Here is a 24,937-nt window from a genome sequence, read left to right as displayed (position 1 = left end):
CTTTTAGGTTACACATAACGTTCCCAGAGGGTACATATTTGTTAAATATATCACTCATCAAACTCTGCCCGATATAAGGCTTATGAAGTGAGCCATTGGTTTGTCAATCATCATTTTATCGCTTATGATAAATGGCCGTAAGCGATGCATTTTTAATGATGTCTTGCCTCTTTTAGCCAATGGACCCTTTATGACCCAACACTTCATCGTTATTGGCAACCCGATTGCCCACAGCAAATCCCCCTGAAATTCATGCGCAGTTTGCCTTACAGGCTGGTATTGATATTCGCTATCAGCGCCAGTATTGCCCTGACGATGCTGCCAGTTTTACAGCGGTCATTGAGGCGTTTTTTCATGGTGGCGGTATGGGTGCTAATGTGACCGTACCCTTTAAGCAAGTCGCTTATGACTGCTGTGCGCGCGGCGGCTTGTCAGAGCATGCCAAAACAGCAGGCGCGGTCAATACCCTCATGATAAATGAGGCGCTACTACAACAAGGCGCGTCGATAAAAGAGGCCATATACGGCGATAATACGGACGGACAAGGGCTCGTCAATCACATAACACGCTTAGGTTGGCCACTGGACGGTGCTCGCGTTGCCCTGATTGGCGCAGGCGGCGCGGCACGCGGTGTCATACTACCGCTGATTCAATCAGGTATTGGCTCACTGACTATTGCCAATCGCACCGTGAGTAAAGCGGTAGATTTGGTGGATGAGCTGAGCGCAGCAAGTTCGGTGATTGCAGCGCAGCAGATTCAGACCTGTGCCACCAAGGATTTGAGCGGCACGTTTGATATGATTATCAATGCCACATCTATTGGCTTATCAGGCGATAAACTGCCGCTGGATGATGCTCTACACTGTCAATACGCTTATGACATGATGTATGGGCGCGACCTACCCTTTTGCAGCATTTCGCGGCGCGTGATGCCCAAACGTCTGAAGGTTACGGCATGCTCATCGGACAAGCAGCATTGAGTTTTGAGCGCTGGACTGGTCATACAGTTGATGTCTCAAAAGCAACAGAAGCACTGAATCAAAATACTTAATGGAACTCTTAATCAGCAGCATCAAACTGCTGCTTTTTATTCACTAAAGCGCAGCAGCAGCCAATCCTCCAAACGCCGCAGTGGCTCACGCAATCGTGTAGAGTGGATGGCCAAACCACCGCTCAGACCAATCACACAGCCAAGTGCCGTATCAATCATGCGTGTATGAATGACATCTCCTGCCACTGGCGGCACCGGCATCGTGCTGCCGTACTCTGCGATAAATATCGTCAAGGGTGTAATAAAAATCACCGCCAGCCCATAATGCCGGTCGACAAACGACTCAATCAATAGCATCATACATAATATAGCCACGGCGACACCCCATCTCGATAGCCCCCAAGACAGCATCCAACTGGCAACCACCATACCAACCAACGTACCCAATATACGATGCAATTGCTTGATCCACATGGTTCGCAGCTGGATGCCTTGAATAATAATAAAGCAGCTCATTGCCACCCAATATGGATAAGGCATGTCTAATAAAACTGCTATTACCAACGCCAGACTGATGAAACTTACGACAATGAGGCTATCACTGATCATATCTGGCTCATAATGATAACTAGGCGCAGGGGCAATAGGACGTGTGGCGAGCAAAAACAGTGTATACAGTAGCGCGAGCAACATCGAAGATCCGCTACCCAATAACACAAGCCCTATCGCTGAGAGCACTCGATCTAACGGGACAGGAATAAACAGCGCGATTGCCCCAGCCATCAATGTAAATAGCCCTGCTGGTGGTGGCTGCTTATAATAACGACCCAACATCACCACGCTAAGCGCAACAAGCATAAAGAAAGGCAGCCTGAGTATAGGTAATTGCTGCGCCATCAAACCCAGCGCAAAGCTGAGTATCATGGCAAACCCCCAAGCCATCACTGTCACTAGCCGATAAGGTAATCCGCCCACCAATGGCAGGTTTAAAATAATCATTGACCCTAGCGACGCTTTGATTCCAGCAGATAAGTCACCAAAGTAAGCGCCCACAAATACTGGAAAACTGATCGCAATCGCAGCAACAATAGGCATATGCCAGGGTCTTCGGCTACGATTGACGGTTAGTAAATGCCCAAGTTCACCATCAATGAGCCCCTTAATACGCGTGAATAGCGCGGTCAACCAAGAGGTTTGTTTGTGTAATTTTGACTCACTCATAGAGGGTCTGCCTTATTTATAGTCAATCAATATTAAAAGTGGTACAAGGCAGACGAGTGCAAGTACTACAGTAGTAGGCTAAACGAGTCTAACGCTGTAACACTTTAATAGTGGTTCGACTATATTATGTCTATTACTCTTCGGTCTTCTGCTTATCATCAATCATCTATAACAGATGATCTTTGAGCATATCCAGCACATATATCAGCCACTTCATAAAACTAAAATTAATTAATTAAGGTAAAAGTCATGAATAATAGTTATGAATTGTATATTTATTGGTCTATAAGATTTATAATCATATCAACGCAATAATAGCTGACGCTCAACAAGGACGTCCTAAAACCCTTCACAATGGACTCGCTGTTTATTACTAGCACTCATAACAACAGATATAGTATCTATCTCGATTAAAATAATGACACATCGCTGACATGACTTTTGACTCAAATACTGCGTCGTAAGTCTATGATAGCGAACCAACCAAAGAGAGCGATTATGTTAACTTACAAAGCACCTTTACGTGACATCAAATTTTTGATTAATGATGTATTTGATTACCAAACGCATTATAAAAGCCTAGACAATGGCGAAAACGCGGATCCTGAAACCATAGATATGATCCTACAGGGTATGGCAGATTTTGCTGAAAACGTCCTTGCTCCTATCTATCAATCAGGCGATGAAGAAGGCTGTCATTTTGAAAATGGCGAAGTCACCACACCAAAGGGCTTTAAGGAAGCTTATGACCAATTTGTAGAAGGCGGCTGGCAAGGTATCTCGTATCCTGAACAGTACGGCGGAATGAACCTACCCACATCAATCAACTTAATCAAAGCTGAAATGATCGGCACGGCCAACTGGCCGTGGGCGATGTACTCTGGCCTCTCAACTGGTTGTATCAACACGCTGCTTCAGTATGGTACAGATGAGCAAAAGACCTTTATCTACCAAAGCTGGTCGAAGGCTCATGGTCAGGTACGATGTGTTTGACCGAGCCTCAATGTGGTACCGACTTGGGTCAGGTAAAGTCAAAAGCCACCCTGCAGGATGACGGTACCTACAAAATCAGTGGCACCAAAATCTTCATCTCAAGTGGTGAGCATGATCTAACGGACAATATCATTCATATTGTTTTAGCACGCCTACCAAATGCGCCAGAGGGTACACGCGGTATCTCGCTATTTATCGTACCAAAATTCACGCCGAATGCTGAAGGCGAATCTGGCGAGCGCAATGCTGTTGTTTGCGGTTCAATCGAGCACAAAATGGGTATCAACTCGTCTTCTACCTGTGTGTTGAACTTCGATGGTGCTACTGGCTACCTAATTGGCGAACCGCACAAAGGCCTAAAAGCGATGTTTACCTTTATGAATACTGCTCGTATCGGTACAGGTATCCAAGGTTTGGCACATACGGAGCTATCTTTCCAAAATGCATTGCCCTATGCCAAAGAACGCCGCTCTATGCGCACCCCTTTCTGGTACCAAAGATCCTGAAAAAGTAGCTGATGCGATCATCCACCACGCTGACGTACGCCGTATGCTATTGACGCAAAAAGCCTTTGCTGAAGGCGGTCGCTCAATGCTTTATCATTCAGCACGCTATGCGGACAAAATGTCACAAGGCATCGCCAATGGCGATGAAGAAGAGTTTGAAAAATGGGATGACAAGCTAGGTTTTTATACCCCCATCCTAAAAGGCTTCTTGACTGAGCTTGGTATCGAAGCGGCCAAACACGGTCAGCAAGTCTATGGCGGCCACGGCTATATCAAAGAATGGGGTATGGAGCTGATTGCTCGTGATGCTCGTATCGCGACCATGTACGAAGGAACCACGGGCGTACAGGCGTTAGATTTGCTCGGTCGTAAGGTCATCTTGCAATCTAAAGGTAAAATCATCCGTGACTATACCTCAAGCATCATGAAATGGTGCGGCGAGTATGCCCTTGATAAAGACATGCGTAAATTTGTTTGGGCACTTACCAAGCTGTGCGCTGAGTGGAACACCTTGACAGTACGCTTGATGCTAATGGCTCGTAAAGACCGTGAAATCATCTCAGCCGCATCAGATGACTTCTTGATGTACTCAGGTTACGTCATGATGGGCTACCACTGGGCACGTATGGCAGCGGTCGCTTATGACAAGCTTGAAAATGGTGGCACAGAAGCACCAGAATTCTATAAAGCGAAAATTCAAACAGCCGAATTCTATTTTGACAAGCTGCTACCACGTACCTCTGGACATGCTGAATCCATGGTCGCACCAAGCAATAGCATGACAGAGATGGACAGCGAAAACTTTGCTTTTCTAGACTAACACTGTATTCATAATCCACAAAAAAGCGCCTATCATTTAGGCGCTTTTTTGTGTTTAACCGACCGTATTATGATTAAAGACTATCAAAAGCAACCTGTAATTTAAGAGTAAATAATGGTTTTACCTAACGATAAAAACACGGCTTTAGCTGCTCGATATATACGAGCATTGGTCATTAGTACCACGCTCGCCAGTATTGGCATCAGCAGTGCAGCGGCCAAAAGTAGCGATAGTACTCTACATTTTGCAAAGGCGCTGTTACTAGCGTCGTCACTGGTAAACTCGCTCCTCATACCGATGAGCAGTGGTATCGTTTCGATGCTGCAAGTCAGCAATATGCCGTTATTAACATTTCACCACTTGCAGGTACGCCCGAGACTGCTAACGTCGGTGTATTGCATATGCCGGATGGTACCCAAGATGGCACCAAAGGCGGCATCATTTATCAAGGCTGCTTACCTAAAACGGGAAAATACCGACTCCGTATCGCACGTAATCTTATGGCCACTCATGGCAAAACAGCAGGCTACAAAGTTGAGGTCATGATACTACCAAAGGTTGCTAGTCAGTCTTTGTGCAAGCCCGCTTAACCATATACGTCTAACGCCTTCAAACAACAGTATTCAAAATATAAAATATAATAAGTCGCTTTGGAAAAGGTTAAAGCGTTTAACATTAACTACCTAGCATCTTCTTATGATATACCGCACTAATCTCTTCGACTTCTACGCATATTTGCAGTGCCGCACGACCTGATTGCTCGTCTCCGATCTTTTCTTCGATGGTAGCGACCAAGAGCTCAGCCAGCTGATTACGAGTCTCTATATCGCGGCCGCTCATCAGTTTTAGATTGGCATAGATAAACCCATTCGCTTGCTCATCATCTTCCACACCCACCAAAAACGTCTCAATAGGTAAGATACGTGTTTTGATATCTGCCGGCTTATCAAAATATCCACTGTCCCATAATGCTTTATTGAGCGACTTTAGCAATGATTCTTCGTGAGGGATACTGACATTGGGCGTGGCTTGAATGGTTAAATGCGGCATGAGGACATCCTTAAATAGAGAAAGTAATATATCAGTTGGCTTATCAGTTTACGCGCTCCGCCCTCATCGCCGTAAAAGGTTTATTTGTATTATTCATCAGTAATCGCACTAAAATGCGCATCAAGTGTGTTGGCTAATTGCGCTGGTGGTAACTCAATCTCCAAACCGCGACGACCGCCACTGACATAGACCGTTGTCTGGTCTTGTGCGCTGCTATCTATGACTGTTTTTAGGCGCTTTTTTTGCCCGAGTGGACTGACGCCGCCCAACACATAGCCGGTACTACGTTCTACTTGCTTGGGATCTGCCATTTGTACTTTTTTGCAGGACAGCAATTTATTCGCGGATAAGGCTTTGGCCATTTTTTTTAAAATTGAGGGTTTTATCTACTGGCAATATCGCAACCGCAAGGTCGCCAGTATCGGTCGATACCACCAAAGTTTTGAACACTTGCACTGCCGCCACGCCAAGCTTTTCTGCGGCTTCTAAACCAAAAGAGGCCGCATGACTGTCATGCGTGTATTCGTGTATGCGGTAATCAAGACCGCGTTTTTTGGCAAGGTCGATAGCTGGCGTCATAATATTACGGCTTAATAAAATAGAACTAAAGAATAGGCGTCATACGGATTAGATAGACATGGCATCAATATATTATTACGCCAAATATCGTAACTTTCAAATACTTGACCGTTTTATATCACTGCTCGCTTACTAGTGAGTAACCCAATAGTATTAATATTAGCAGTATATACAGACACTATATATCGCTTTAGTGGCTTTTATGGCATCATAAGCGCAACATATTTGACTATTTTTGATACTGATTATGATACCGAAGTTCCTAAAAAACGGATTTTTAAAGCGCCAGTCAGCACTGACCGCACTTCTGAAACTGACGCGAGTCCAATCGTCACCAAGCCTTACGCTAACGCGCCGATCAATCAGCTGTATCGTAAACTATCGGGACAGCTACTCGATGTTGCTGTCAAACCGAAATTATTGGGTGAATTGCCTGATTTTGATAGCGACGAGCAGGTACTTAGATTTTATGTGCTACAGGATTATTCTCGCTCCAACAGTATTTTTGATCGATTTGCAGACGCAAGAGCATAACTTGCCGCCTGCATTGGTTGGGGTCAATGACGCGGCTCACAATATCAAAGAAAATGCAGCCATCATATTTTTGAATCACCCAAGTGCCAAAGACAATCAGTTGTCTCCGCGCCTTTCTCGCTTAGTCTCTGCGGTATTGCAATATCCAGAGCTAAAGGTGCGCCTAGTACCCGTATCTATCCTGTGGGGACGCGCCCCTGAAAAGAAGACTCGCTATTTAAACTATTAACCGCTGACAATTGGCAAGACCCGAGTATCAGCAAGCAGTTATTTAATATCGGCGTGATGGGCCGTGATACCTTTGTACAATTCCACCCACCCCAAGATTTGCGTACTATCATCAATGATAGCCTCAAAGGTGAAAGCGCGGGCCCTAACGTTTTTGACTCAGTTTCTAAAGACTCAGTTTCTAAAGACTCAGTTTCTAAAGACTCAGTTTCTAAAGACTCAGTTTCTAAAGACTCAGTTTCTAAAGACTCAGTTTCTAAAGACTTAGCTTCTAAAGACTTAGCTTCTAAAGACTTAGCTTCTAAAGATTTGGTTTCTGAGGATTCAAGTGCTAAAAGCTCACCTGCTACAGACTCACAAGATACTGAATCAGCAACGACGGATAATGATGTCAAAACTGATGCTGAAAAATCACCCAGCTATACGCTCGTGGCGGCTGCTGATGGCAATCGTGAACTCGTGCGGATGCTACAGCAGCAATTGACGATTTATTTAGACAAGCAGCGCGCCAGTATGCTGGGCCCTGATTTGTCAGATAGACGTAATTTGGTCGATAAACTGGTCTACTCGCCAGCGATTAAGCACGCAATAGAGCTGGAAGCTGCCGAAAAAGGCACCAGCGTACGCGACGCTCGTAGTCAAGCGCGAGGATACGCCAATGAGATGGTGAATGACTATTCTCATTCCATTATTCGTGGGTTTTATAAATTTTTAACGTGGTTATGGACACAGTTATATGACGGCGTGGAAGTCCATCATTTTGAGCGAGTACGTGACCTTGCGACCGATTATGAGCTGATTTATGTGCCGTGCCATCGCAGTCATGTTGATTATCTATTGTTGTCTTATGTCATCTATAAACGCGGTTTGAGTATCCCTTATGTCGCAGCAGGTGATAACTTAGATGTGCCAGTATTGGGACCGTTATTGCGCGGCGCTGTCGCTTTTATATTCGTCGTAGCTTCCGTGGCAATGCCCTTTATACCGCCGTATTGCGTGAATATTTGCATACCCTTATCACGCGTAATACGCCGATCGAGTACTTCATTGAAGGTGGTCGCTCACGTTCAGGTCGCCTACTACCGCCCAAAATGGGTATGCTGGCGATGACGGTACATAGCCAGTTACGTCAAACCAATAAGCCTGTGGTGTTCATCCCAACTTATATTGGTTATGAGCGTATTATGGAAGGCGGCACTTATATCGGTGAGTTAAAGGGCAAACCAAAAGAATCAGAATCGTTGATTGGGCTACTCAAAGTGGGTCGTAAAATTGAGCGTATTTTTGGTAATGTACATCTAAGTTTTGGTACACCGCTGCATCTTAGCGATTTTATGACAAAGTTCGATGTCCCAGCCAACAGCTTACCGTCCGATCGCACCGACTCCCCACTCGATGAAAAAGCCAGTGCCATGGTCGATAACATCGGTGTAAAAGTCATGCAGCACATCAATAAAGCTGCCGTGATAACGCCTGTGTCGCTGCTATCATTGGTACTACTATCCGCACCGAAAGCGGCACTGGATGAAAACAGTTGCCGTGAGCAAATCGCTTTGTACCAAGGCCTTGCGCAACAGCTTCCTTATGCAGATGACACTGTCATCACAGATATGAGCCCGCAAGAAATCATTGATTATGGCATCAAGCTAAAACTCATAGAGCGTACGCCGCACATCTTGGGCGATATCATTCAGGTCGCTGGCAAGCAAGCGGCATTGCTCAGCTATTTCCGCAATAACATTCTACACGTCTTTATCTTGCTGTCTTTCTTATCAGCGCTAGTGGCACGTAATGGCCGTATCAAACGCAGTCGTTTAGATAGTATCGCTGAGCAGTTATACCCATTCTTGCAAGGTGAGCTGTTCTTATACTACCCAGCGCATGGTTTGGCGGAGACGCTCAATAAAAAAGTCGATAGTTTACTCTCTCATGGGTTGATTGTTGAGTTGGGTGATGACACGCTTAGTGTTCCTGAGTCTAATAGCAAGCGCTATCAACAGCTACAAGTACTGGCGACACCCGTTGGGCAAAGTCTTGAGCGTTATTTTATGACGCTTGCCCTACTCGCTCAGCAGGGCTCTGGTAATCTGACCGAAAGCGAAGTCGTTGACCTGTGCCATTTGCTTGGACAACGCTTGTCTGTACTGTATGCCGATGATATTCCTGACTTCTTTGATCGCGCATTATTTACTAGCTTTATCAGCGCTTTGACTCGTCTTGATTATCTACAAAAGATGATGAAACGGGCATATTGACCTTTGACCATCGTATCAATGACATCGCCAGTCATGCCAAATATGTGCTGACGCCTGATATGATGCAAATCTTGCAGCAAGTCGCAAGTTTAAACGAAGAAGAAATCACTCGTGCTATTACTGAGATTAGTAATAAAAAGCAGCGTAAATTTGGGCGTAAGCGTTAATCGTTAGTCATGACTTTTAAACAATTAAGCTAAACAAAAAGACCGCTATTGATTAGCGGTCTTTTTATGCAGTTCCAATATACCAAACAATGGTATTAGTTGGTGATTTTCTTATATTTAGCACGCTTAGGCGTGGCGTCATCACCCATTGTCTTTTTTACGATAGGCTTCAAACTCACTGTAGTTGCCATCGAACCACACTGGGCCTTCTTCTTCAAACGCCAAGATGTGGGTGGCGATACGGTCAAGGAACCAGCGATCATGCGAGACCACCATGACCGTACCTGGGAATACTTGAATCGCATCCTCTAGCGCACGTAAGGTTTCAACGTCCAAGTCGTTCGAGGGTTCATCGAGTAGCAGTACGTTTGCGCCCTGCTTTAGGGTTTTTGCCAATTGCAAGCGGTTACGCTCACCACCTGATAATTGACCGACATGTTTCTGCTGGTCTGAGCCTTTGAAATTAAAGCGGCCGATGTACGCACGGCTTGGCGTGGTGTAGTCACCGACAGTAATCATGTCAAGACCGTCTGATACTTCTTCCCAGACGGTCTTTTTGTCGTCTAGGTTGTCACGCACCTGACCGACATAGGCAACCTTGACACTTTCGCCCAAATCAACCGAACCAGTATCTGGGGTATCACGCTCAGTAATCATGTTAAATAGCGTGGTTTTACCCGCACCATTTGGACCGATGATACCAACGATAGCACCCGCTGGGACATTGAAGCTTAGGTTTTCATACAATAAACGATCGCCAAACGACTTGGAGATGTTATTGACCTCGATAACTTTATTACCTAGACGCGGACCGGGCGGAATATAAATCTCTGAGGTCTCATTTCGCTGCTGGAATTCTTTTGAATTCAGCTCTTCAAAACGCTGTACGCGCGACTTAGACTTCGCTTGCTGACCCTTTTGATTTTTACGAATCCACTCAAGCTCTTTTTTCAGCGCTTTGGCAAACGACTCTTCTTGCTTCTGTTGTTCCTCTAAGCGCTTGTTTTTTTGCTCTAACCATTCAGTATAGTTACCTTCATACGGGTAGCCATAGCCTCGGTCAAGCTCCAAAATCCACTGCGCCACATTATCCAAGAAATAACGATCATGGGTAATGGCAACGATAGTGCCGCTATAGTTTTGCAAGAATTGCTCTAGCCATGCAACAGACTCGGCGTCCAAATGGTTGGTCGGTTCGTCAAGTAATAGCATGTCAGGGCGAGACAATAGTAGACGGCATAATGCCACACGGCGTTTTTCACCACCTGATAGCTTACTGACATCAGCATCCCAAGGCGGTAGACGTAGCGCGTCAGCGGCTTTCTCTAACTGGTTATTTAGATTGTGTGCATCCCATGACTGGATAATGTCTTCCATTTTGCCCTGCTCTTCAGCAAGTTTGTCAAAATCAGCATCCGGTTCCGCATACTCAGCATAGATTTGGTCTAAGCGCGCTAACGCATCTAACGCCTCACGCATGCCGTCCTCGACGTTGCCGCGCACATCTTTGCTGTCATCGAGTTGTGGCTCCTGCGGCAAGTAACCAACTTTGGTTCCTGTCTGCGCACGTGCTTCACCGCTGAACTCAGTATCCACACCCGCCATAATACGTAGCAAGGTCGACTTACCTGCCCCATTGATACCTAAGACACCAATTTTGGCACCCGGGAAAAGGAGAGATTGATATTTTTTAGAATTTCGCGCTTAGGCGGAACAAGTTTTGACACGTTGTTCATCGTGTAGATATATTGAGCCATTAACACTCCGCTGGACTATATAAAAGAGGCGAGTAAAACCATTTTTATCAAAAAACTGAATAAAAACAGCGTTTATGACGCCTCAGAATAAAGAATATGAGTTTTCACTCATTATCGCATTGAAGCGCACCCCCTGCAAGCTGACAGGTTGTTTTACCCCTTGTTTTGCAGCTTTTGTCATAGAGTATCGCTGTTTCTGGATAAAAGCGGGTAAAAATATTTTTCTGAGGTTACGAGCTTAACATTCTGACTTATTGCTGTTTGATAAAAACCACAAAAAATAGCATCAAAACTTTCGCAAAGTTAATCAATAGCCGTTAACATATTAGAGTGGCTTAACAACGCAAAAAATAATGGTTTAGTATGCCATCAATGAAACTGGCTATAAGCTGAGTCATTATTTCTCATATATTTTTAATAATATTTATACAGGTACTGATGATATGGCCAACGGCTATCGCCCTGAAATAGTTCAACGTGCGTTTGTCGATTTTATCGGGTCGCGCTTACATCCGTTTTGGTCATTGACGACACCCAAGCTACGCCTTATTGCTCGATATGAGATGAGTGAGGATTTGATCGCACTGCAATTTGAGACCAATCAAGCGTTTAGGCAGCAGATATCCAAAGGGACAGATGATTGGCAAGGCGGTCAGTATCTTGATTTACGTGTTTTTATCGATGGGGTTTATCATCAGCGCAGCTATTCAATCGTAGGATTGGCGAATCAACCATTGTGGTGGCAAGATGATGCCGTCATTACTAAGTCAGCAAAAAGCCAACGTCATACGGTTACTATTGCTGTTAAACCGCAAGGGTTAGTATCTGACTATTTGACCAAGCAACTGTCGCTATCTAGCATCGTTGATACCAGTATGCCACTGGGTCATTTTACTTTGGCACAGGCAAAGACAAGTTTAGATAATAGAGAACCAAATAACCAAAAACTGCACCCTTTGTTATTTGTCGCTGGCGGTAGCGGTATCACGCCTATGCTAGGACTTATTACGCAAGCACTAGCAGACGGACATCAGGTGGCGTTGCTACATTATAATCGAACGAAACTTGCCCAGTTTCAACATCAGTGGCAACAACTGAGCGATACCTATCCAGCCTTCAGCTATCATCTGATTCATACAGATAATCCTGCTACTTATCTGGCTGGCGAACGATACTTAAGTGCAGAGGGTTTATTATCACTTAATCTACCTTTGGCAGATACGCAGATATTTGCCTGCGGTTCACAAGCGTTATTAGCCGGCTTATATAAAGCAGTGTCAGAAATCATTTTACCGCAGGGCAATCAGCTACGTGACAATATTATTATAGAGAATTTCGGTAGCGCACTGCCTGATTTTGATAGCGGTGGTAATCAAGTACTAGATAATGCACTACAGACAGAGTCGCATACGGTGTACTTACGCTCACGGCAACGGCAGTTCGATAGCGACACCACATTATTGGTCGCTGCCGGAAATGCAGGTATACGCCTAGCGCATGGTTGTAGGCAAGGAATTTGCCAGTTGTGCCGCTGCAATAAAGTGAGCGGCGTGGTCAAAAACATCCAAACTGGCAAGATAAGTAGTGATGGCTACGAGTCTATCCAAACCTGCATCAATATCGCTATGACAGACGTGGTGTTAGACATCTAGCACTGCTGAAATTAAAAATACGACCACTAGCCCCTTACTATCGACCTATTAAAACCAAAAAATAGACTGATGTTAACTCATATTGTATGCTAAAACTCAGATGACTCATCAAACCGAACCCAGTGCTGCTTATTCGTGCCGTTTCGGTTAAGGATTATATATGCGCTTATTACCACCTGTTAACACCGCACATTCTGCCGTACCTATCTTGACGCCGTTGTCCGATGCACCGTTAGCAAGAGATAGTAGCGAGCAGCCAGCCCCGTCATCGCAGCAAACGCCTTATCCCACTGTGACGCAGGCGCCTTTACCCAAAGCACAAAGTAATGCCTTGGCAGTAGAATTAAATGCGCTATATGAAGGTGTGATGGACTCATTAGGTAGCGATGACGCCAAATACATTCAGCGGATTTATGCGACTGTGGTCTATAGTGAGCTTGTCGCCCGTGGTTTACTGGCTGTCGCAGGACGCATGTCATCACGCCGCTCGCAGATAGGGGCCTGGCTATTGGGTACGTCAATACTTAGTTTTAGCAAAATACTCAACAATATGGAGCTTGGGCATAATGTCATGCATGGTCAATATGACTGGATGCAGCATCCGCATCTGAACAGTCAGAAGTTTGACTGGGATATTGTTTGCCCTGCGCCACTGTGGCAACACTCGCATAACTACTTACATCATACGTTTACCAATATTGTTGGGCGCGACCATGACGTTGGCTATCATTTGATTCGGGTCACTGATGAGCAGCCTTGGACACCAAGCGATCGCCATAATATGTTTAGTACTGCCGTGTTGGCCTTTGGCTTTGAGTGGGCGGTTGCCTTTCATGATATTCAGATCAGTGTCGATGAATACGCCGACTCCCCCTGACTTACATAAAATCATGCAACAAAAATCTCGCGCACTATTTGCCAAAATTGGCCGCCAAGTTGGTAAAGATTATGTGGCTTTGCCAGCCATAGCCGCCTTGACCTTAGGTCGTCGTAGCGCTATGAGCACACTGAGTGGCAACATGACGGCCAATACGGTTCGTAATCTGTGGACGTGGGCGGTGATTTTCTGTGGCCATTTTACAGAGCAGGCTCACATCTATACCCATCTCGATACTGATGAGAGCAAAGGCGACTGGTATGTGCGTCAGATTTTGGGTTCTAGCAATATCAAAGGGAATAAATGGTTTCACATTTTGACTGGCAATTTGTCTCATCAGATTGAGCATCATATCTTTCCTGATATGCCAGCTAGCCACTATGCCAGTATTGCCCCGCAAGTAAAAGCCATCTGTCATAAATATGATTTGCCTTACAACACTGGGCGTTTTAGCACACAGCTACGACAAGTAATAGGACGTATTCATCACTTTAGTAAGCCCAGCGAGCAAGAGTGGCAAGCCTACCAGTCGGTATCGGCTGCGGATACCACCACTCACTCACATAAGTCGACACCAGAGAGCGAGACAGCAAAGGGTCTTAGTCGATTCTTACCACCCGTCGTTCGTAAAGCGATAGCTTATATATGGTGATATATTCACATTTTTAACGCAGATTAAAAGACATTAATACTATTAACAATCGTCATAACGACTATTACGGTAAGCGACTAGATTGTTTGATATCAATCATACATACTCAACCAAGCACAAAATATTTACTGATGACATAGTATTTAATAAATCTGCCTTCTTCATTCATCCTTAGAAAATATGGCAGTTATTAAAAATTCGATAATAATAAATGGAGTTGTATCATGAGTAACCAAACCACTAAATCAGCACTAGATATCACACATAACCAAGCAGCGAATCGTTTTGAGACTACCGTCGATGGTCAGACGGGCTATATCAGCTATCAAGACCGTGATGACACCCTCGTCTATGACCACACGATCGTTCCGCGACAGTTAGGCGGTCAAGGTGTCGGTTCAGCGCTAGTCAAACATGCGCTAGATTACGCCCGTGAACATGATAAAAGGTTGTGCCGCAATGCTCGTTTGTGGCCTCATATATCAGCAAGCACCCTGAGTACCAAGATTTGGTATAGCTTACCGCCCTTTATCCCAAACAACTGGTATGCAGCAATTTTAGATTAGGAGATCCATCCCAATATAACTTTTAATAAACCAATCCGTATAACAATAAAGGTTATTAATATGAGTAGTTTATCTGACAAGCAAATTGATCTACAGTTAGAAGAGCTTGCTGGTTGGCAGCGTGATGGCAATAGTATCGTCAAGACCTATCACTTCAGCGATTTTATTGAGGCGATGAGTTTTATGAACCAAGCGGCATTCTATGCTGAAGCACTCGAACATCATCCGGAATGGCGTAATATATACAATATAGTCGAGGTACGCCTAACCAATCAGGACACCGGCGGCGTTTCTAGTTTAGACATTCGCCTTGCTAAACGCATGGAGCATATCGTGCAACCCAAACGTCTATAGCCTTATATTTCTGTTAAATGAGTAAATGATGTACTTTAGTTGAATATAAAAAAAGACCCTCAATTGAGGGTCTTTTTTTATTGGATTTTTATAGTAATAAGCTGTGTTTACATTTTGCGACTAACAAACGCCACAATAAATAAAATCACAGCGACTGCTAAGAAGATGTATGCCAGATTAGCAGACAGTCCTGCGACGCCGCCAAATCCTAATAAACTTGCTAGCAGTGCGATTACCGCAAAGATAATAGCCCAACGAAACATAATATTCTCCTCAAATAATTGTTAAAAATCAGATAGTAAATTTTATATAGTATTGATTTAATATAGTATTGATTTAACTTTTTTTCTAATACCAGTCATATCTGCTTACAAACATAGACTAGCAATATTTCTCTTTAAACAACGTGCATTTTAGTAATGATGTCAGTAGATTATGTAAAGTTTGTAGCAAGTGTTAACACCTTTTATTTTTTTCTTGTGTCTATAAACATATTATTTAGGATGATGAGCACCTTATTTGCTAAATTATTGATTGTCTTATGGTTGCATATAAATAACATCAAAAATTTCTGAAAAAGAGATTTGGCAATGAAAACTGTCGCGACCCCATAAACTTCTAACTTATTCAGACCACTTGGTTTATAGTTTAAAGTCACATTATCATCCAATATATTAAGGACAATACTTATGAGTACCGAGACGGATACCGCAAAACCCGCACAACAAGATACTAGCGACAACCGCCCTTATGCCGTCATCTTATATGGCGCAACAAGCTTTGTCGGACAAATCACCGCTCACTATTTAACCAATTTTTTATCCAATGCTAAAAAGAAAGATGGCTCTAATGTCACTTGGGCAATTGCAGGACGTGATGAAGAAAAACTCAATGAGCTACAGTCGAAACTTGAGAGCAAAGTAGATATTATCATTGCCAATAGTAAAGACTCTGCCAGCCTTGATGAAATGACCAAACAGACACAAGTCATCATCTCAACCGTCGGCCCTTACCTCAAATATGGCGAACCTCTTATTAAATCTTGTGCCGAAAACGGTACCGATTACGTCGATCTTACTGGTGAAGCGATCTTTATCAAAGACATGATGGACAAATATCAAGAGACTGCCAAACAAAGCGGCGCACGGATTGTCAACTCTTGCGGCTTTGATTCTATCCCATCAGATTTGGGCGTTTACTTTACGCAAACCAAAGCAGAAGAGAAGTTCGGAGAAGCTTGTAATGTGATTCACATGCGCGTAAAGGCGGCAAAAGGCGGCATCTCTGGTGGTACGATTGCCTCGATGGCGACGATATTCGAAGAAGTTGGTGAAGATAAATCACGCCGTAAGCAAGTAGCCAACCCTTATCTACTAAACGATGACACAGATGTGCCCAATGTACGTCAAGACAATGTCAGCAAACCAGAATACGACAGCACCCATAAACGTTGGTTGGCGCCCTTTGTGATGGCGAGTATCAACACACGTATTGTCCATCGCAGTAACCAGCTACTCGGTTACGAATACGGTCGCGATTTTAAATATGACGAAGCCATGTGGATGAAAGATGGTGTCAAAGGTAAGTTATCAAGCTACGCGATGAGCGCGGGTCTACTAGGATTTGCCACTGCCATGATGATTAAACCAAGCCGTGAGTTATTGTCCAAGCATGTTCTGCCTAAAGCAGGCACAGGCCCTTCTAAGGATGAGCAGGAAAATGGCTACTTTGATATTCGCCATTTCGGTCAAACAGCTAAAAACGACACCATCACGGTCAAAGTTACCGGCGATAAAGATCCTGGTTACGGTAGCACTTCTCGTATGCTCGCGCAGGCAGCATTATGTCTGGCACAAGATATCAGTAAAGAAGACGTTGGTGGCGGATTCTGGACGCCTGCCTCTGCGATGGGTGATAAGCTCATAGCCCGTTTAGAAGAACATTCAGGTCTAAGCTTTGAAGTTATCGATGGTTAACCGAATGTAAAACATTTAAATAATGATTTATTAATGCTGATGATTTTCATGACCGTATCTTGATAACAAGGTGCGGTTTTTTAATACGCAAATTTTATAGCGCTCAGCTATCATATTAGCGAATACTAATAGCGTATTTTTGGTAATCAATGTTGCGGTTTTTCGATTTTTTAGTACATTATGCTACAGATTTTTAGTCTAATGGCACAGCCATATTCTCCCTCAATACGCTAGGACAAAATACATTACGGTTTGATTGTTATAGAGAATATTCATTTAAAAATTTTAATCAAAGTTCACTTCAAAAACATCATCTAGTAAAAATATTTCTCTAAAACAATGTTATTGATCGAATTGATATTAGTCAAAATTTTCCAGTAGTTCGTGTGCCAGATAAAGGTTTTTAGCAGCCTGTTATCGATACAAATACTGGTAAATATATCATTGTTGAATAAAATAGATCCAAATGCTTACTTCATTTCTTAAATGAGATGTGGGCTTAATAGTTTCATAACGTCACAACAATACACCAAGCTGTTAGAACCTTAATGAGTTTACTACTGAAATGTCTGTTATATAACTGGTACTTTGTTTTTACAAATTATAGTAAGGTCTAACCAAAATTAGGCTGTCCTCAATTATCTGCATTTTAGACATAATTATATATAGATATGGCAGCTGTTTTTAATCATTGTTCATTTATCGAATTTGGAGTTTTATAATGAAAAGAATATTTTATCGTTAATTTTAGGTACTACACTTGCATTGCCTACACTTGCAATGGCTATGCCGACCAACAGCAGTGATTCTATGCAATCACGTATGCCAAGTAGCTCTGTTAAAAGCAATGTACAAGTCGGTGTAGAAGGACCAACTGGTAAATTGGGAGCTGCACAGTCTAGTCAGGTCAACATCAATAACTCTAGCAATAAGATGAATGACTCTCGTAGCGAGATGAATGATTCGAACAAGGGTATGAACAACTCTGACAACAGAATGAACGAATCGAATAACAAGATGAATGATAAGTCTGGCACTATGAGCAATAGTAATATGCCTACAATGAACGGCAATATGCCAGCGACAACGGGTGCAGCTTCTTCACAGTCTACCCAACGTACACAAACGCCAAATATGCAGCACAGTAATTCAAACTATCAGCCATTAATTGCAGGTGAAGCCGCTTCTAACAATAAAACGGCAAATGCTACTAGTACCTTACAAGAAAAGAAAAAAGACCGTCGTGGTGAGCTTTTAGCGACTCAGCCTGGTCAAGTGGAATTTAACGAAAACCGTCGTTTCACCATTCGTTAATAATGACAGTGCTTGATTGAATAGTATGATTAACAGTTTACTACTATCAATAAGTGACATATAAAAAGGCAGCCAATTGGCTGCCTTTTTTGCTGCACACGGCTATAAATTTTGGCTATTTCTTAGTTTTAGTCACGCCAGCTTCTTGTAACAAGGCGCCAAGTGTACCCATTTTACTAGGTGCTTGCGCTTTATCGTTTTTGATCGGTTTGCTACGGTTACTATTCGTATTGTCCTGACGTTTACCACGTGGCTTAGACGAACGCTTATCAGCAGCAGAACGACTATTATTTGGACGGTCACTATTCGCCTGATTACTGCGTGGACGGCTCACTTTTTCACCATCTGTACTGGTTGCAGTAGACTTAGCAGCCGTACGGACAGGTTTTTCAGACTCAGGCTTCATACTAAATCCGATACGACCACGTTTTTCATCGATAGAAATAACACGAACCGATACGATATCACCAGGTTTGACGCGGTTCATGGGATCTGCGACAAAGTCATTGGCCATCTGAGAGATATGGACCAAACCATCCTGATGTACACCGACATCAACGAAACAGCCAAAGGCCGTTACGTTAGTGACCACACCTTCAAGCTGCATACCTTCGCTCAAATCTTTGATACTATTGACATCATCACGGAAGTTAGCCGTTTTAAACTCAGGACGTGGATCGCGTGCAGGTTTAGCAAGCTCTTCGATAATCGCTTTTACGCTGACATTATCATCGTTAGCAGCCAGCGCAGTCGTATCGATAGCATTCAGTACACCATCGTTACCGATGACTTCTGATAAAGGCTTGCCGGCTTGTGCGAGTAAGCTATCAACCAAGGCATAGCTCTCTGGATGCACGCCTGTCGCATCTAGTGGATTGCTGCCATTATGGATGCGTAAGAAACCTGCTGCTTGCTCAAAGGTCTTAGCGCCTAGACGTGGAACATTTTTGAGTGCTTCACGGCTATCAAATGCCCCGTGCTCGCGGCGATAAGTCACGATTTGCTGCGCCACATTACGGTTCAGACCCGCGATATGTGCCAAAATAGCAGGACTCGCTGTATTCACATCAACACCAACCGCATTCACGCTATCTTGAGTCACTTTATCAAGACTATCTGCGAGCTGGTTTTGGTTCACATCGTGCTGATACTGACCTACACCGATGGCTTTTGGATCGACTTTGACAAGCTCTGATAACGGATCTTGCAAGCGACGTGCGATAGACACAGCACCGCGCACCGACACGTCTAAATTGGCAAGCTCATCACTAGCAAGCTCGCTCGCCGAATAGACGGAAGCGCCTGATTCATTGACGATGACAGCTTTGGCTTTAAGTGCAGCGTTCGCGGCCAAAATCTCTTTAATCATCGCATCGGTTTCGCGACTTGCCGTACCATTACCGATCGCGACCAAATCAACATCATAAGTACTTAATAGCTCATCAATGACTTTTTTGGCTTCATCCATTTTGTTGTCAGGGGCAAACGGATAAACCGTCGCGATGACAGGTTTTTCTTCGCTATCTGACATGACATGACCTTGCGCATCCACAATAGCCATTTTTACGCCATGACGGATACCAGGATCGACACCTAAGATCACTTTAGGGCCTGCTGGTGCAGCCATCAATAAATGCTGTAAGTTACTAGCGAACACATCAATCGCATCTGCTTCTGCAGCTAGGCGCTTTTCGGTCAGTAAGCGGTGCTCGATATGTGGACGCCATTTGTCTTTCCACAAACTACTGGCCGCCTCTGTCAAAAACTCACGGCGTGCTGCTGGCGCTTTGGCATCGACATCGAAATGATTGATAATTTTTTCGATAAATGGTGCGTCTTCGCCTTCGATTTTTAGACCCAAGACGTTTTCTTGACGACCACGTAACATCGCTAATAGGCGATGGTTTGGCAGTCGAGCCAGGCTTTCGCTATGCTCAAAGTAGTCTTTGAACTTTTCGCCAACTTCACGCTTTTTCTTCGCTCGCAACGCTCGATACGATACTGGCAGTTTTGGCAAAACCATTGCGTAAGTTGTCCAACAACCCCAATGCTTGCGTCCACTCATCAACGATAATGGCTTGCACACCAGCAAGCTGCTTGTCGATATCGCTAAAGTCAACGTCGATCTCATTACCACTATCATCAGTGATACTTGACTGAACTTGATAATCAGCCAGCGCCTCTGTCGGGGTGATTTCTTGCGTCAAGACAGCTTGCGCAGCAGCATCGAGTCCAGCGGCACGTGCTTTGGCAGCCGGTGAACGACGACGCGGACGATATGGCAGATAGATGTCTTCAAGCTCAAGCTTTGACGTCGCATTATCGATACGCGTCTGCAGCTCATCGGTCAAATTGCCTTGCGTGCTCAGTAGCTCAGTGATTTTGAGGCGTCGGGTGGCCATGTCACGCTCATAATTCAGAGACTTCTCGAGAGCACGCAGCTGCGCGTCATCAAGGTTTTGCGTTTTTTCTTTGCGGTAACGCGCAATGAAAGGAACCGTTGCGCCTTCATCATAAAGCTTCACAAACGCATTGACTTGAGCAGTCTTAATGCCAAGCGCGCGAGCAAGCTTGTCGTGAATATTCGCGTGTGTGGTTGCATCCAAAACCTGTGCATTTGTCGAGGTTTGAGATGACGTTAAGGTATCAGTGCTACTCATATACGTATCAATCGTTGAGAAATGTAGTTTTGCATTATAGCAAAAGCTGCATGAATAAAAATCCTTTTATCTTTTCGTTAATTATCGCCTGTTTTGCGGCATAAAACGTTTTATATCAAACGTTCTGTAGCCTTGTTAAACAAACGCATACAGCATTTATTCTTATGAGTGATGCAATTCGCAGTGCAATCTTATACACTAAAGTATCCATAGCACAAATATTGAGATGTGCTGATATATTGAACAATAGTTTTTGGTTTTATGACGTGCTTGTTTTGATCCATCATTAAATAACGATAATTAATGGCAGTGCTTTACTCATCGCTTTTTACTCGTCATTTCTGCTAACAATAATTTTTATAAGAGGATGCCTGTATGACTGATAACAACAGCCCCGATACTTTGACTCAGCGTATTTTAGTTGTCGATGATGACGCTCGCCTGCGCTCTTTGCTACAGCGCTTCTTAGAAGACGATGGTTTCGTCGTTCGTACTGCCCATGATGGTAGTCAGATGGACAAACTCATGCAACGTGAGCTCTTCTCTTTGGTTGTGTTAGATTTGATGCTACCGGGCGAAGACGGTATTAGCATCTGTAAGCGCCTACGTGCAGACAATGCGGATATTCCAATCATTATGCTGACTGCTAAAGGTGGCGATGCTGACCGTATCGCAGGTTTGGAAGCGGGTGCAGATGATTACCTGCCTAAGCCGTTTAACCCAAAAGAGCTATTGGCGCGTATCAAAGCCGTGTTGCGTCGTCAGAACCGTGAGCTTCCAGGGGCACCAAGTCACCAATTAGAAGTGGTTGAATTTGGTCCATGGACACTAGATCTATCGACTCGTACGCTCAAACGCGATGGCAATGTTGTGACCTTAACCACTGGTGAGTTCTCCGTACTCAAAGCGCTAGTACAGCATCCACGTGAGCCGTTGACCCGTGACAAATTGATGAACCTTGCCCGTGGTCGTGAGTGGGGTGCGATGGAGCGCTCTATCGATGTACAGGTATCACGCTTGCGTCGCTTGATTGAAGACAACCCTTCACAAGCTCGCTACATTCAGACCGTATGGGGCGTGGGCTATGTGTTCGTTCCTGATGAAGCTGAGGTAGAAACCGTCAAGAGTGAATAACCTTTGACTGATGACATTTCTTTTAATATAGGCCGTGTTTGGTCATTCATAAACACGTGCCGATATGATGAGCATATCTGTGAAAAACCCTATTATTTTTCAAAACATACCCTGCACATTAGTGACAGGGTTTTTAGGTGCTGGCAAAACCACCGTCATCAATCAGCTACTTGCCACAAAACCTAATGACGAGCGCTGGGCGCTATTAATCAATGAGTTTGGCCGTATCGGTATTGATGGTGCACTATTGGCAAGCTCTCAAGATAACGATCTTGAGCAACAGAATATCGCCATGCGTGAAGTCAGTGGCGGCTGTATTTGCTGTACCAGTCAACTGCCCTTACAAATTGCGATCAGTCGACTGCTTAATGACCATCACCCGCGAAGACTGCTTATTGAACCCACAGGATTGGCACATCCACGCGAGCTGATATTACAGCTCAGTGCGCCGCATTGGCAAACCGCACTACAGATGAATACGTTGATAACTGTACTGAGTGGCGAGCAGTGGCAACAGATTAAATATCGTGATCATGAGGGTTTTCAAGCGCATGTTCGTGATTCCGATGTGCTGATCGTCAATCGTTATGATCAACTAAGTAGTAGCGAAAAACACACCTTGATAGAGTGGATAGCCAAGCTAAATTCACAAGTGAAAATCATTTGGGCAGTATCCGAACTAATAACTGAGACAACAGACGCATCAAACACCCCATTAACCAAGGAATACATAGCAGGTCTAAACTACCAACTCGACAAGCCCAGCCATATCATCGCAAATCAACGTAAAATCAGTATCACTCATCTTCACAAACCGATGATCGGCTTGCAGTCTCAAACCCATTCTTTAGCAACTGTACCATCATCGAGTTCATCTACCGATGAGACAGAAGCTCAGGCTAGTGCTAATAGTGATCTGCCCTATCGCTATCATGAAGAGCAGCAGGATTTTCAGTTGGCTGGATGGCGATTACCTGCACACTACATACTAAACGCTGACGATTTACAGAATTGGTTATTGAATTTGCCAAATTGGCAACGTATCAAAGGCGTGGTTCATACTTCTGATGGCTGGCTGCAGATCAATTTTAACCCTGGTAGTCTAACCACCAAAACAATCGATCCACAGACTGATAGTCGGCTAGAAATCATTTTGCAACTAGGCAATGCTGTCGATACAGCTACAGAAAAACAGAAACTGAACATGATGCCAAAGCGTCAGCAGCTTCTATAAATTGGGAGGATTGCGATCGTGAACTGATGGCAATGGTTATATAGCAACAGACAGAAAAAGACGGGCATTGCTATGTTATCTAGCAATGCCCGCCCTTTGCTTTCTTCTTCCTTTTAGCGCAATTGGCTGTCTTTACTGCCGCGACGATTAAATAGCTCCACCGCCTTTGCCTCTTGCTCAAGCGCTGTCTGACAACTGACGCAATGCTGGATACCAGGCAACGCTAGTCGCCGCGCCTCCGGAATAGAATTACCGCATTCGTCACAAAACTCTGCACTCACACCTGTTGGCAATGAGCGTCTTGCGCGCTCTAACGCATCATTGACCGTTGCATCCATTTGCTCATGCTCAGCACCATCTCTTGACCAGCCACCTGCCATAATTTTATCCTATTTGTTTTTTATTAGTCATTATTTTGTATATAACTTCTTTAATAACAAATATATGGGGCTAGATACGACTGATTACAACCTAATAATCGTCGCAATATCATAAATAGAACATGACCACATAAAGCAAAAATATCACTGTTAATCTTTTGGCTGCAACTCAACAACTTGCCCGCGCACCCCAATACTGGCATCACTCATCAAACAGACGTAGCCTGCCATAATATCTTCAGGTGTTTTTAAGCTCATAGGGTTCTCCCCTGGATAAGCATGAGCGCGCATATTGGTGCGAGTAGCACCCGGATTGATACAGTTAAAGCGCAGGTTGGTGGTGTTTTGAGTTTCTTGCGTGAAGATATCACTCATACCTTCAACCGCTTGCTTAGAGAGCGCATAAGCGCCCCAAAACGCACGAGGATGCGTACCTACAGTGCTAGACGTAAAGACGATAGAGCCATGATCGGCATCTTTTAGCAGTGGTAGCAATGCTTGGGTGAGCATAAAGGTCGCTGTAAAGTTAACCTTCATGACTTGAGCGAATGTATCAACGTCATACATCTCAAGTGGCGTCAATTGCCCAAGCACACCCGCATTATGCAAAATACCATCCAGCTGACCAACTTCTTTATCAATCAATCCTTCTAGCTGCTGCATTTCAGCATAGGTCGCCCCTTCTAGATTCATCGGCAACATAGCAGGCTGTTTACCGCCAAGGCTCTCAATCTCGTCATAGACATACTCGAGCTTGCTGCTGGTACGACCTAGTAGTAATACTGTAGCGCCATAGCGAGCATAGGTTAATGCTGCAACACGGCCAATGCCATCCCCCTGCACCTGTCACTAAGATAGTTTTTCCATCTAGACAATGAGTAGGTGGCACAAAATTGCGAATATCGTCATGAGTCAAAGGTTGAGTAAGACTTTGAACGTTTTTTTGGTTGTTTGTCTGATTAGCTGGCTGATTGATATTGTCACTCATGGTATTACTCACTACTTATCGTTGAATCATTAAAATATATGCTTATCAG

At 44.2% G+C, this 24,937-nt stretch carries 16 protein-coding genes and 8 pseudogenes; 15 read left to right on the top strand and 9 right to left on the bottom strand.

Going from position 1 to position 24,937, the window contains the following annotated elements; translation table 11 throughout:
* Positions 1–190 precede the first annotated feature (190 nt).
* Positions 191–1,051, top strand: a pseudogene (aroE, locus tag PKHYL_RS00925) (shikimate dehydrogenase).
* Between the two features lie 36 nt (positions 1,052–1,087).
* Here the strand turns inward: aroE and PKHYL_RS00920 are convergent.
* On the bottom strand, positions 1,088–2,212 hold the full coding sequence (locus PKHYL_RS00920; protein ID WP_240365747.1) for an FUSC family protein: 1,125 nt from the start codon (positions 2,210–2,212) through the stop codon (positions 1,088–1,090).
* Positions 2,213–2,710: 498 nt separating this feature from the next.
* Between PKHYL_RS00920 and PKHYL_RS00915 the strand changes: the two are divergent.
* Positions 2,711–4,531 (top strand): annotated as a pseudogene (locus tag PKHYL_RS00915) (acyl-CoA dehydrogenase C-terminal domain-containing protein).
* A 101-nt stretch (positions 4,532–4,632) separates the two neighbouring features.
* On the opposite strand, the gene PKHYL_RS00910 reads toward PKHYL_RS00915, so the two are convergent.
* On the bottom strand, positions 4,633–4,866 hold the full coding sequence (locus PKHYL_RS00910; RefSeq protein WP_240365746.1) for a hypothetical protein: 234 nt from the start codon (positions 4,864–4,866) through the stop codon (positions 4,633–4,635).
* Positions 4,867–4,932: 66 nt separating this feature from the next.
* Between PKHYL_RS00910 and PKHYL_RS00905 the strand changes: the two genes are divergently transcribed.
* On the top strand, positions 4,933–5,121 hold the full coding sequence (locus PKHYL_RS00905) for a hypothetical protein (protein WP_240365745.1): 189 nt from the start codon (positions 4,933–4,935) through the stop codon (positions 5,119–5,121).
* A gap of 85 nt (positions 5,122–5,206) precedes the next feature.
* On the opposite strand, the gene PKHYL_RS00900 is transcribed toward PKHYL_RS00905, so the two are convergent.
* Both PKHYL_RS00900 and ybaK read right to left on the bottom strand, forming a co-directional pair.
* Complete coding sequence (locus PKHYL_RS00900; RefSeq protein WP_240365744.1) at positions 5,207–5,581, bottom strand: 5-carboxymethyl-2-hydroxymuconate Delta-isomerase; 375 nt, start codon at positions 5,579–5,581, stop codon at positions 5,207–5,209.
* Between the two features lie 89 nt (positions 5,582–5,670).
* A pseudogene (gene ybaK / locus PKHYL_RS00895) lies at positions 5,671–6,160 on the bottom strand (Cys-tRNA(Pro) deacylase).
* A 225-nt stretch (positions 6,161–6,385) separates the two neighbouring features.
* Here ybaK and PKHYL_RS00890 point away from each other — a divergent pair.
* The 3 genes and pseudogenes from PKHYL_RS00890 to plsB form a co-directional block, all read left to right on the top strand.
* Positions 6,386–6,694: a hypothetical protein gene (locus PKHYL_RS00890; RefSeq protein ID WP_240365743.1), complete on the top strand. Its 309-nt coding sequence runs from the start codon at positions 6,386–6,388 to the stop codon at positions 6,692–6,694.
* Positions 6,666–6,923: a hypothetical protein gene (locus tag PKHYL_RS00885; RefSeq protein ID WP_240365742.1), complete on the top strand. Its 258-nt coding sequence runs from the start codon at positions 6,666–6,668 to the stop codon at positions 6,921–6,923. Before PKHYL_RS00890 ends, PKHYL_RS00885 begins: the two co-directional genes overlap by 29 nt.
* A gap of 413 nt (positions 6,924–7,336) precedes the next feature.
* Positions 7,337–9,344 (top strand): annotated as a pseudogene (gene plsB / locus PKHYL_RS00880) (glycerol-3-phosphate 1-O-acyltransferase PlsB); the annotation flags it as partial.
* A gap of 95 nt (positions 9,345–9,439) precedes the next feature.
* Here the strand turns inward: plsB and ettA are convergent.
* A pseudogene (gene ettA / locus PKHYL_RS00875) lies at positions 9,440–11,101 on the bottom strand (energy-dependent translational throttle protein EttA).
* 443 nt (positions 11,102–11,544) lie between these two features.
* Here ettA and PKHYL_RS00870 point away from each other — a divergent pair.
* The 5 genes and pseudogenes from PKHYL_RS00870 (at position 11,545) to PKHYL_RS00850 (ending at position 15,202) form a co-directional block, all read left to right on the top strand.
* Positions 11,545–12,753, top strand: coding sequence for a flavin reductase family protein (locus tag PKHYL_RS00870; RefSeq protein ID WP_240365741.1), 1,209 nt, complete (start codon positions 11,545–11,547; stop codon positions 12,751–12,753).
* Positions 12,754–12,913: 160 nt separating this feature from the next.
* The gene (locus PKHYL_RS00865; RefSeq protein WP_240365740.1) at positions 12,914–13,630 is read left to right on the top strand and encodes a hypothetical protein; all 717 of its coding nucleotides are present in this window, start codon (positions 12,914–12,916) and stop codon (positions 13,628–13,630) included.
* A complete protein-coding gene (locus tag PKHYL_RS00860) occupies positions 13,608–14,282 on the top strand; it encodes a fatty acid desaturase (RefSeq protein ID WP_240365739.1) in 675 nt (224 codons plus the stop codon). The genes PKHYL_RS00865 and PKHYL_RS00860 overlap by 23 nt, the downstream gene beginning before the upstream one ends.
* Positions 14,283–14,506: 224 nt before the next feature.
* Positions 14,507–14,799 (top strand): annotated as a pseudogene (locus tag PKHYL_RS00855) (GNAT family N-acetyltransferase).
* Positions 14,800–14,908: 109 nt separating this feature from the next.
* Positions 14,909–15,202 carry a 4a-hydroxytetrahydrobiopterin dehydratase gene (locus PKHYL_RS00850; protein WP_071002546.1) on the top strand — a complete coding sequence of 98 codons (294 nt, stop codon included), beginning with the start codon at positions 14,909–14,911 and terminating at the stop codon, positions 15,200–15,202.
* A 107-nt stretch (positions 15,203–15,309) separates the two neighbouring features.
* Here the strand turns inward: PKHYL_RS00850 and PKHYL_RS00845 are convergent, their stop codons facing one another.
* Complete coding sequence (locus PKHYL_RS00845) at positions 15,310–15,465, bottom strand: DUF1328 domain-containing protein (RefSeq protein ID WP_021814049.1); 156 nt, start codon at positions 15,463–15,465, stop codon at positions 15,310–15,312.
* Between the two features lie 426 nt (positions 15,466–15,891).
* Here PKHYL_RS00845 and PKHYL_RS00840 point away from each other — a divergent pair, with 426 nt between their 5' ends.
* On the top strand, positions 15,892–17,178 hold the full coding sequence (locus tag PKHYL_RS00840) for a saccharopine dehydrogenase family protein (RefSeq protein WP_240365738.1): 1,287 nt from the start codon (positions 15,892–15,894) through the stop codon (positions 17,176–17,178).
* Between the two features lie 765 nt (positions 17,179–17,943).
* Positions 17,944–18,492, top strand: a complete 549-nt coding sequence (locus PKHYL_RS00835) for a hypothetical protein (protein WP_240365737.1) — start codon at positions 17,944–17,946, stop codon at positions 18,490–18,492.
* A gap of 115 nt (positions 18,493–18,607) precedes the next feature.
* On the opposite strand, the pseudogene PKHYL_RS00830 reads toward PKHYL_RS00835, so the two are convergent.
* Positions 18,608–21,152: pseudogene (locus tag PKHYL_RS00830) on the bottom strand (helix-hairpin-helix domain-containing protein).
* Positions 21,153–21,527: 375 nt separating this feature from the next.
* Here PKHYL_RS00830 and ompR point away from each other — a divergent pair.
* Together ompR and PKHYL_RS00820 are read left to right on the top strand one after the other, a co-directional pair.
* On the top strand, positions 21,528–22,286 hold the full coding sequence (gene ompR, locus PKHYL_RS00825) for an osmolarity response regulator transcription factor OmpR (protein WP_071002551.1): 759 nt from the start codon (positions 21,528–21,530) through the stop codon (positions 22,284–22,286).
* A 79-nt stretch (positions 22,287–22,365) separates the two neighbouring features.
* Complete coding sequence (locus PKHYL_RS00820; RefSeq protein WP_240365736.1) at positions 22,366–23,520, top strand: CobW family GTP-binding protein; 1,155 nt, start codon at positions 22,366–22,368, stop codon at positions 23,518–23,520.
* A 113-nt stretch (positions 23,521–23,633) separates the two neighbouring features.
* On the opposite strand, the gene PKHYL_RS00815 is transcribed toward PKHYL_RS00820, so the two are convergent.
* Entirely contained in the window at positions 23,634–23,900 is a 267-nt protein-coding gene (locus PKHYL_RS00815; RefSeq protein ID WP_071002552.1) for a DksA/TraR family C4-type zinc finger protein, read from the bottom strand.
* A 150-nt stretch (positions 23,901–24,050) separates the two neighbouring features.
* Positions 24,051–24,888, bottom strand: a pseudogene (locus tag PKHYL_RS00810) (YciK family oxidoreductase).
* Between the last annotated feature and the right edge of the window lie 49 nt (positions 24,889–24,937).

Source organism: Psychrobacter sp. KH172YL61 (assembly GCF_007182895.1).
GTDB lineage: Bacteria > Pseudomonadota > Gammaproteobacteria > Pseudomonadales > Moraxellaceae > Psychrobacter > Psychrobacter pacificensis.
The sequence above is the reverse complement of the archived record's forward strand: the minus strand, read 5'-3'. Positions and strand labels throughout refer to the sequence as shown.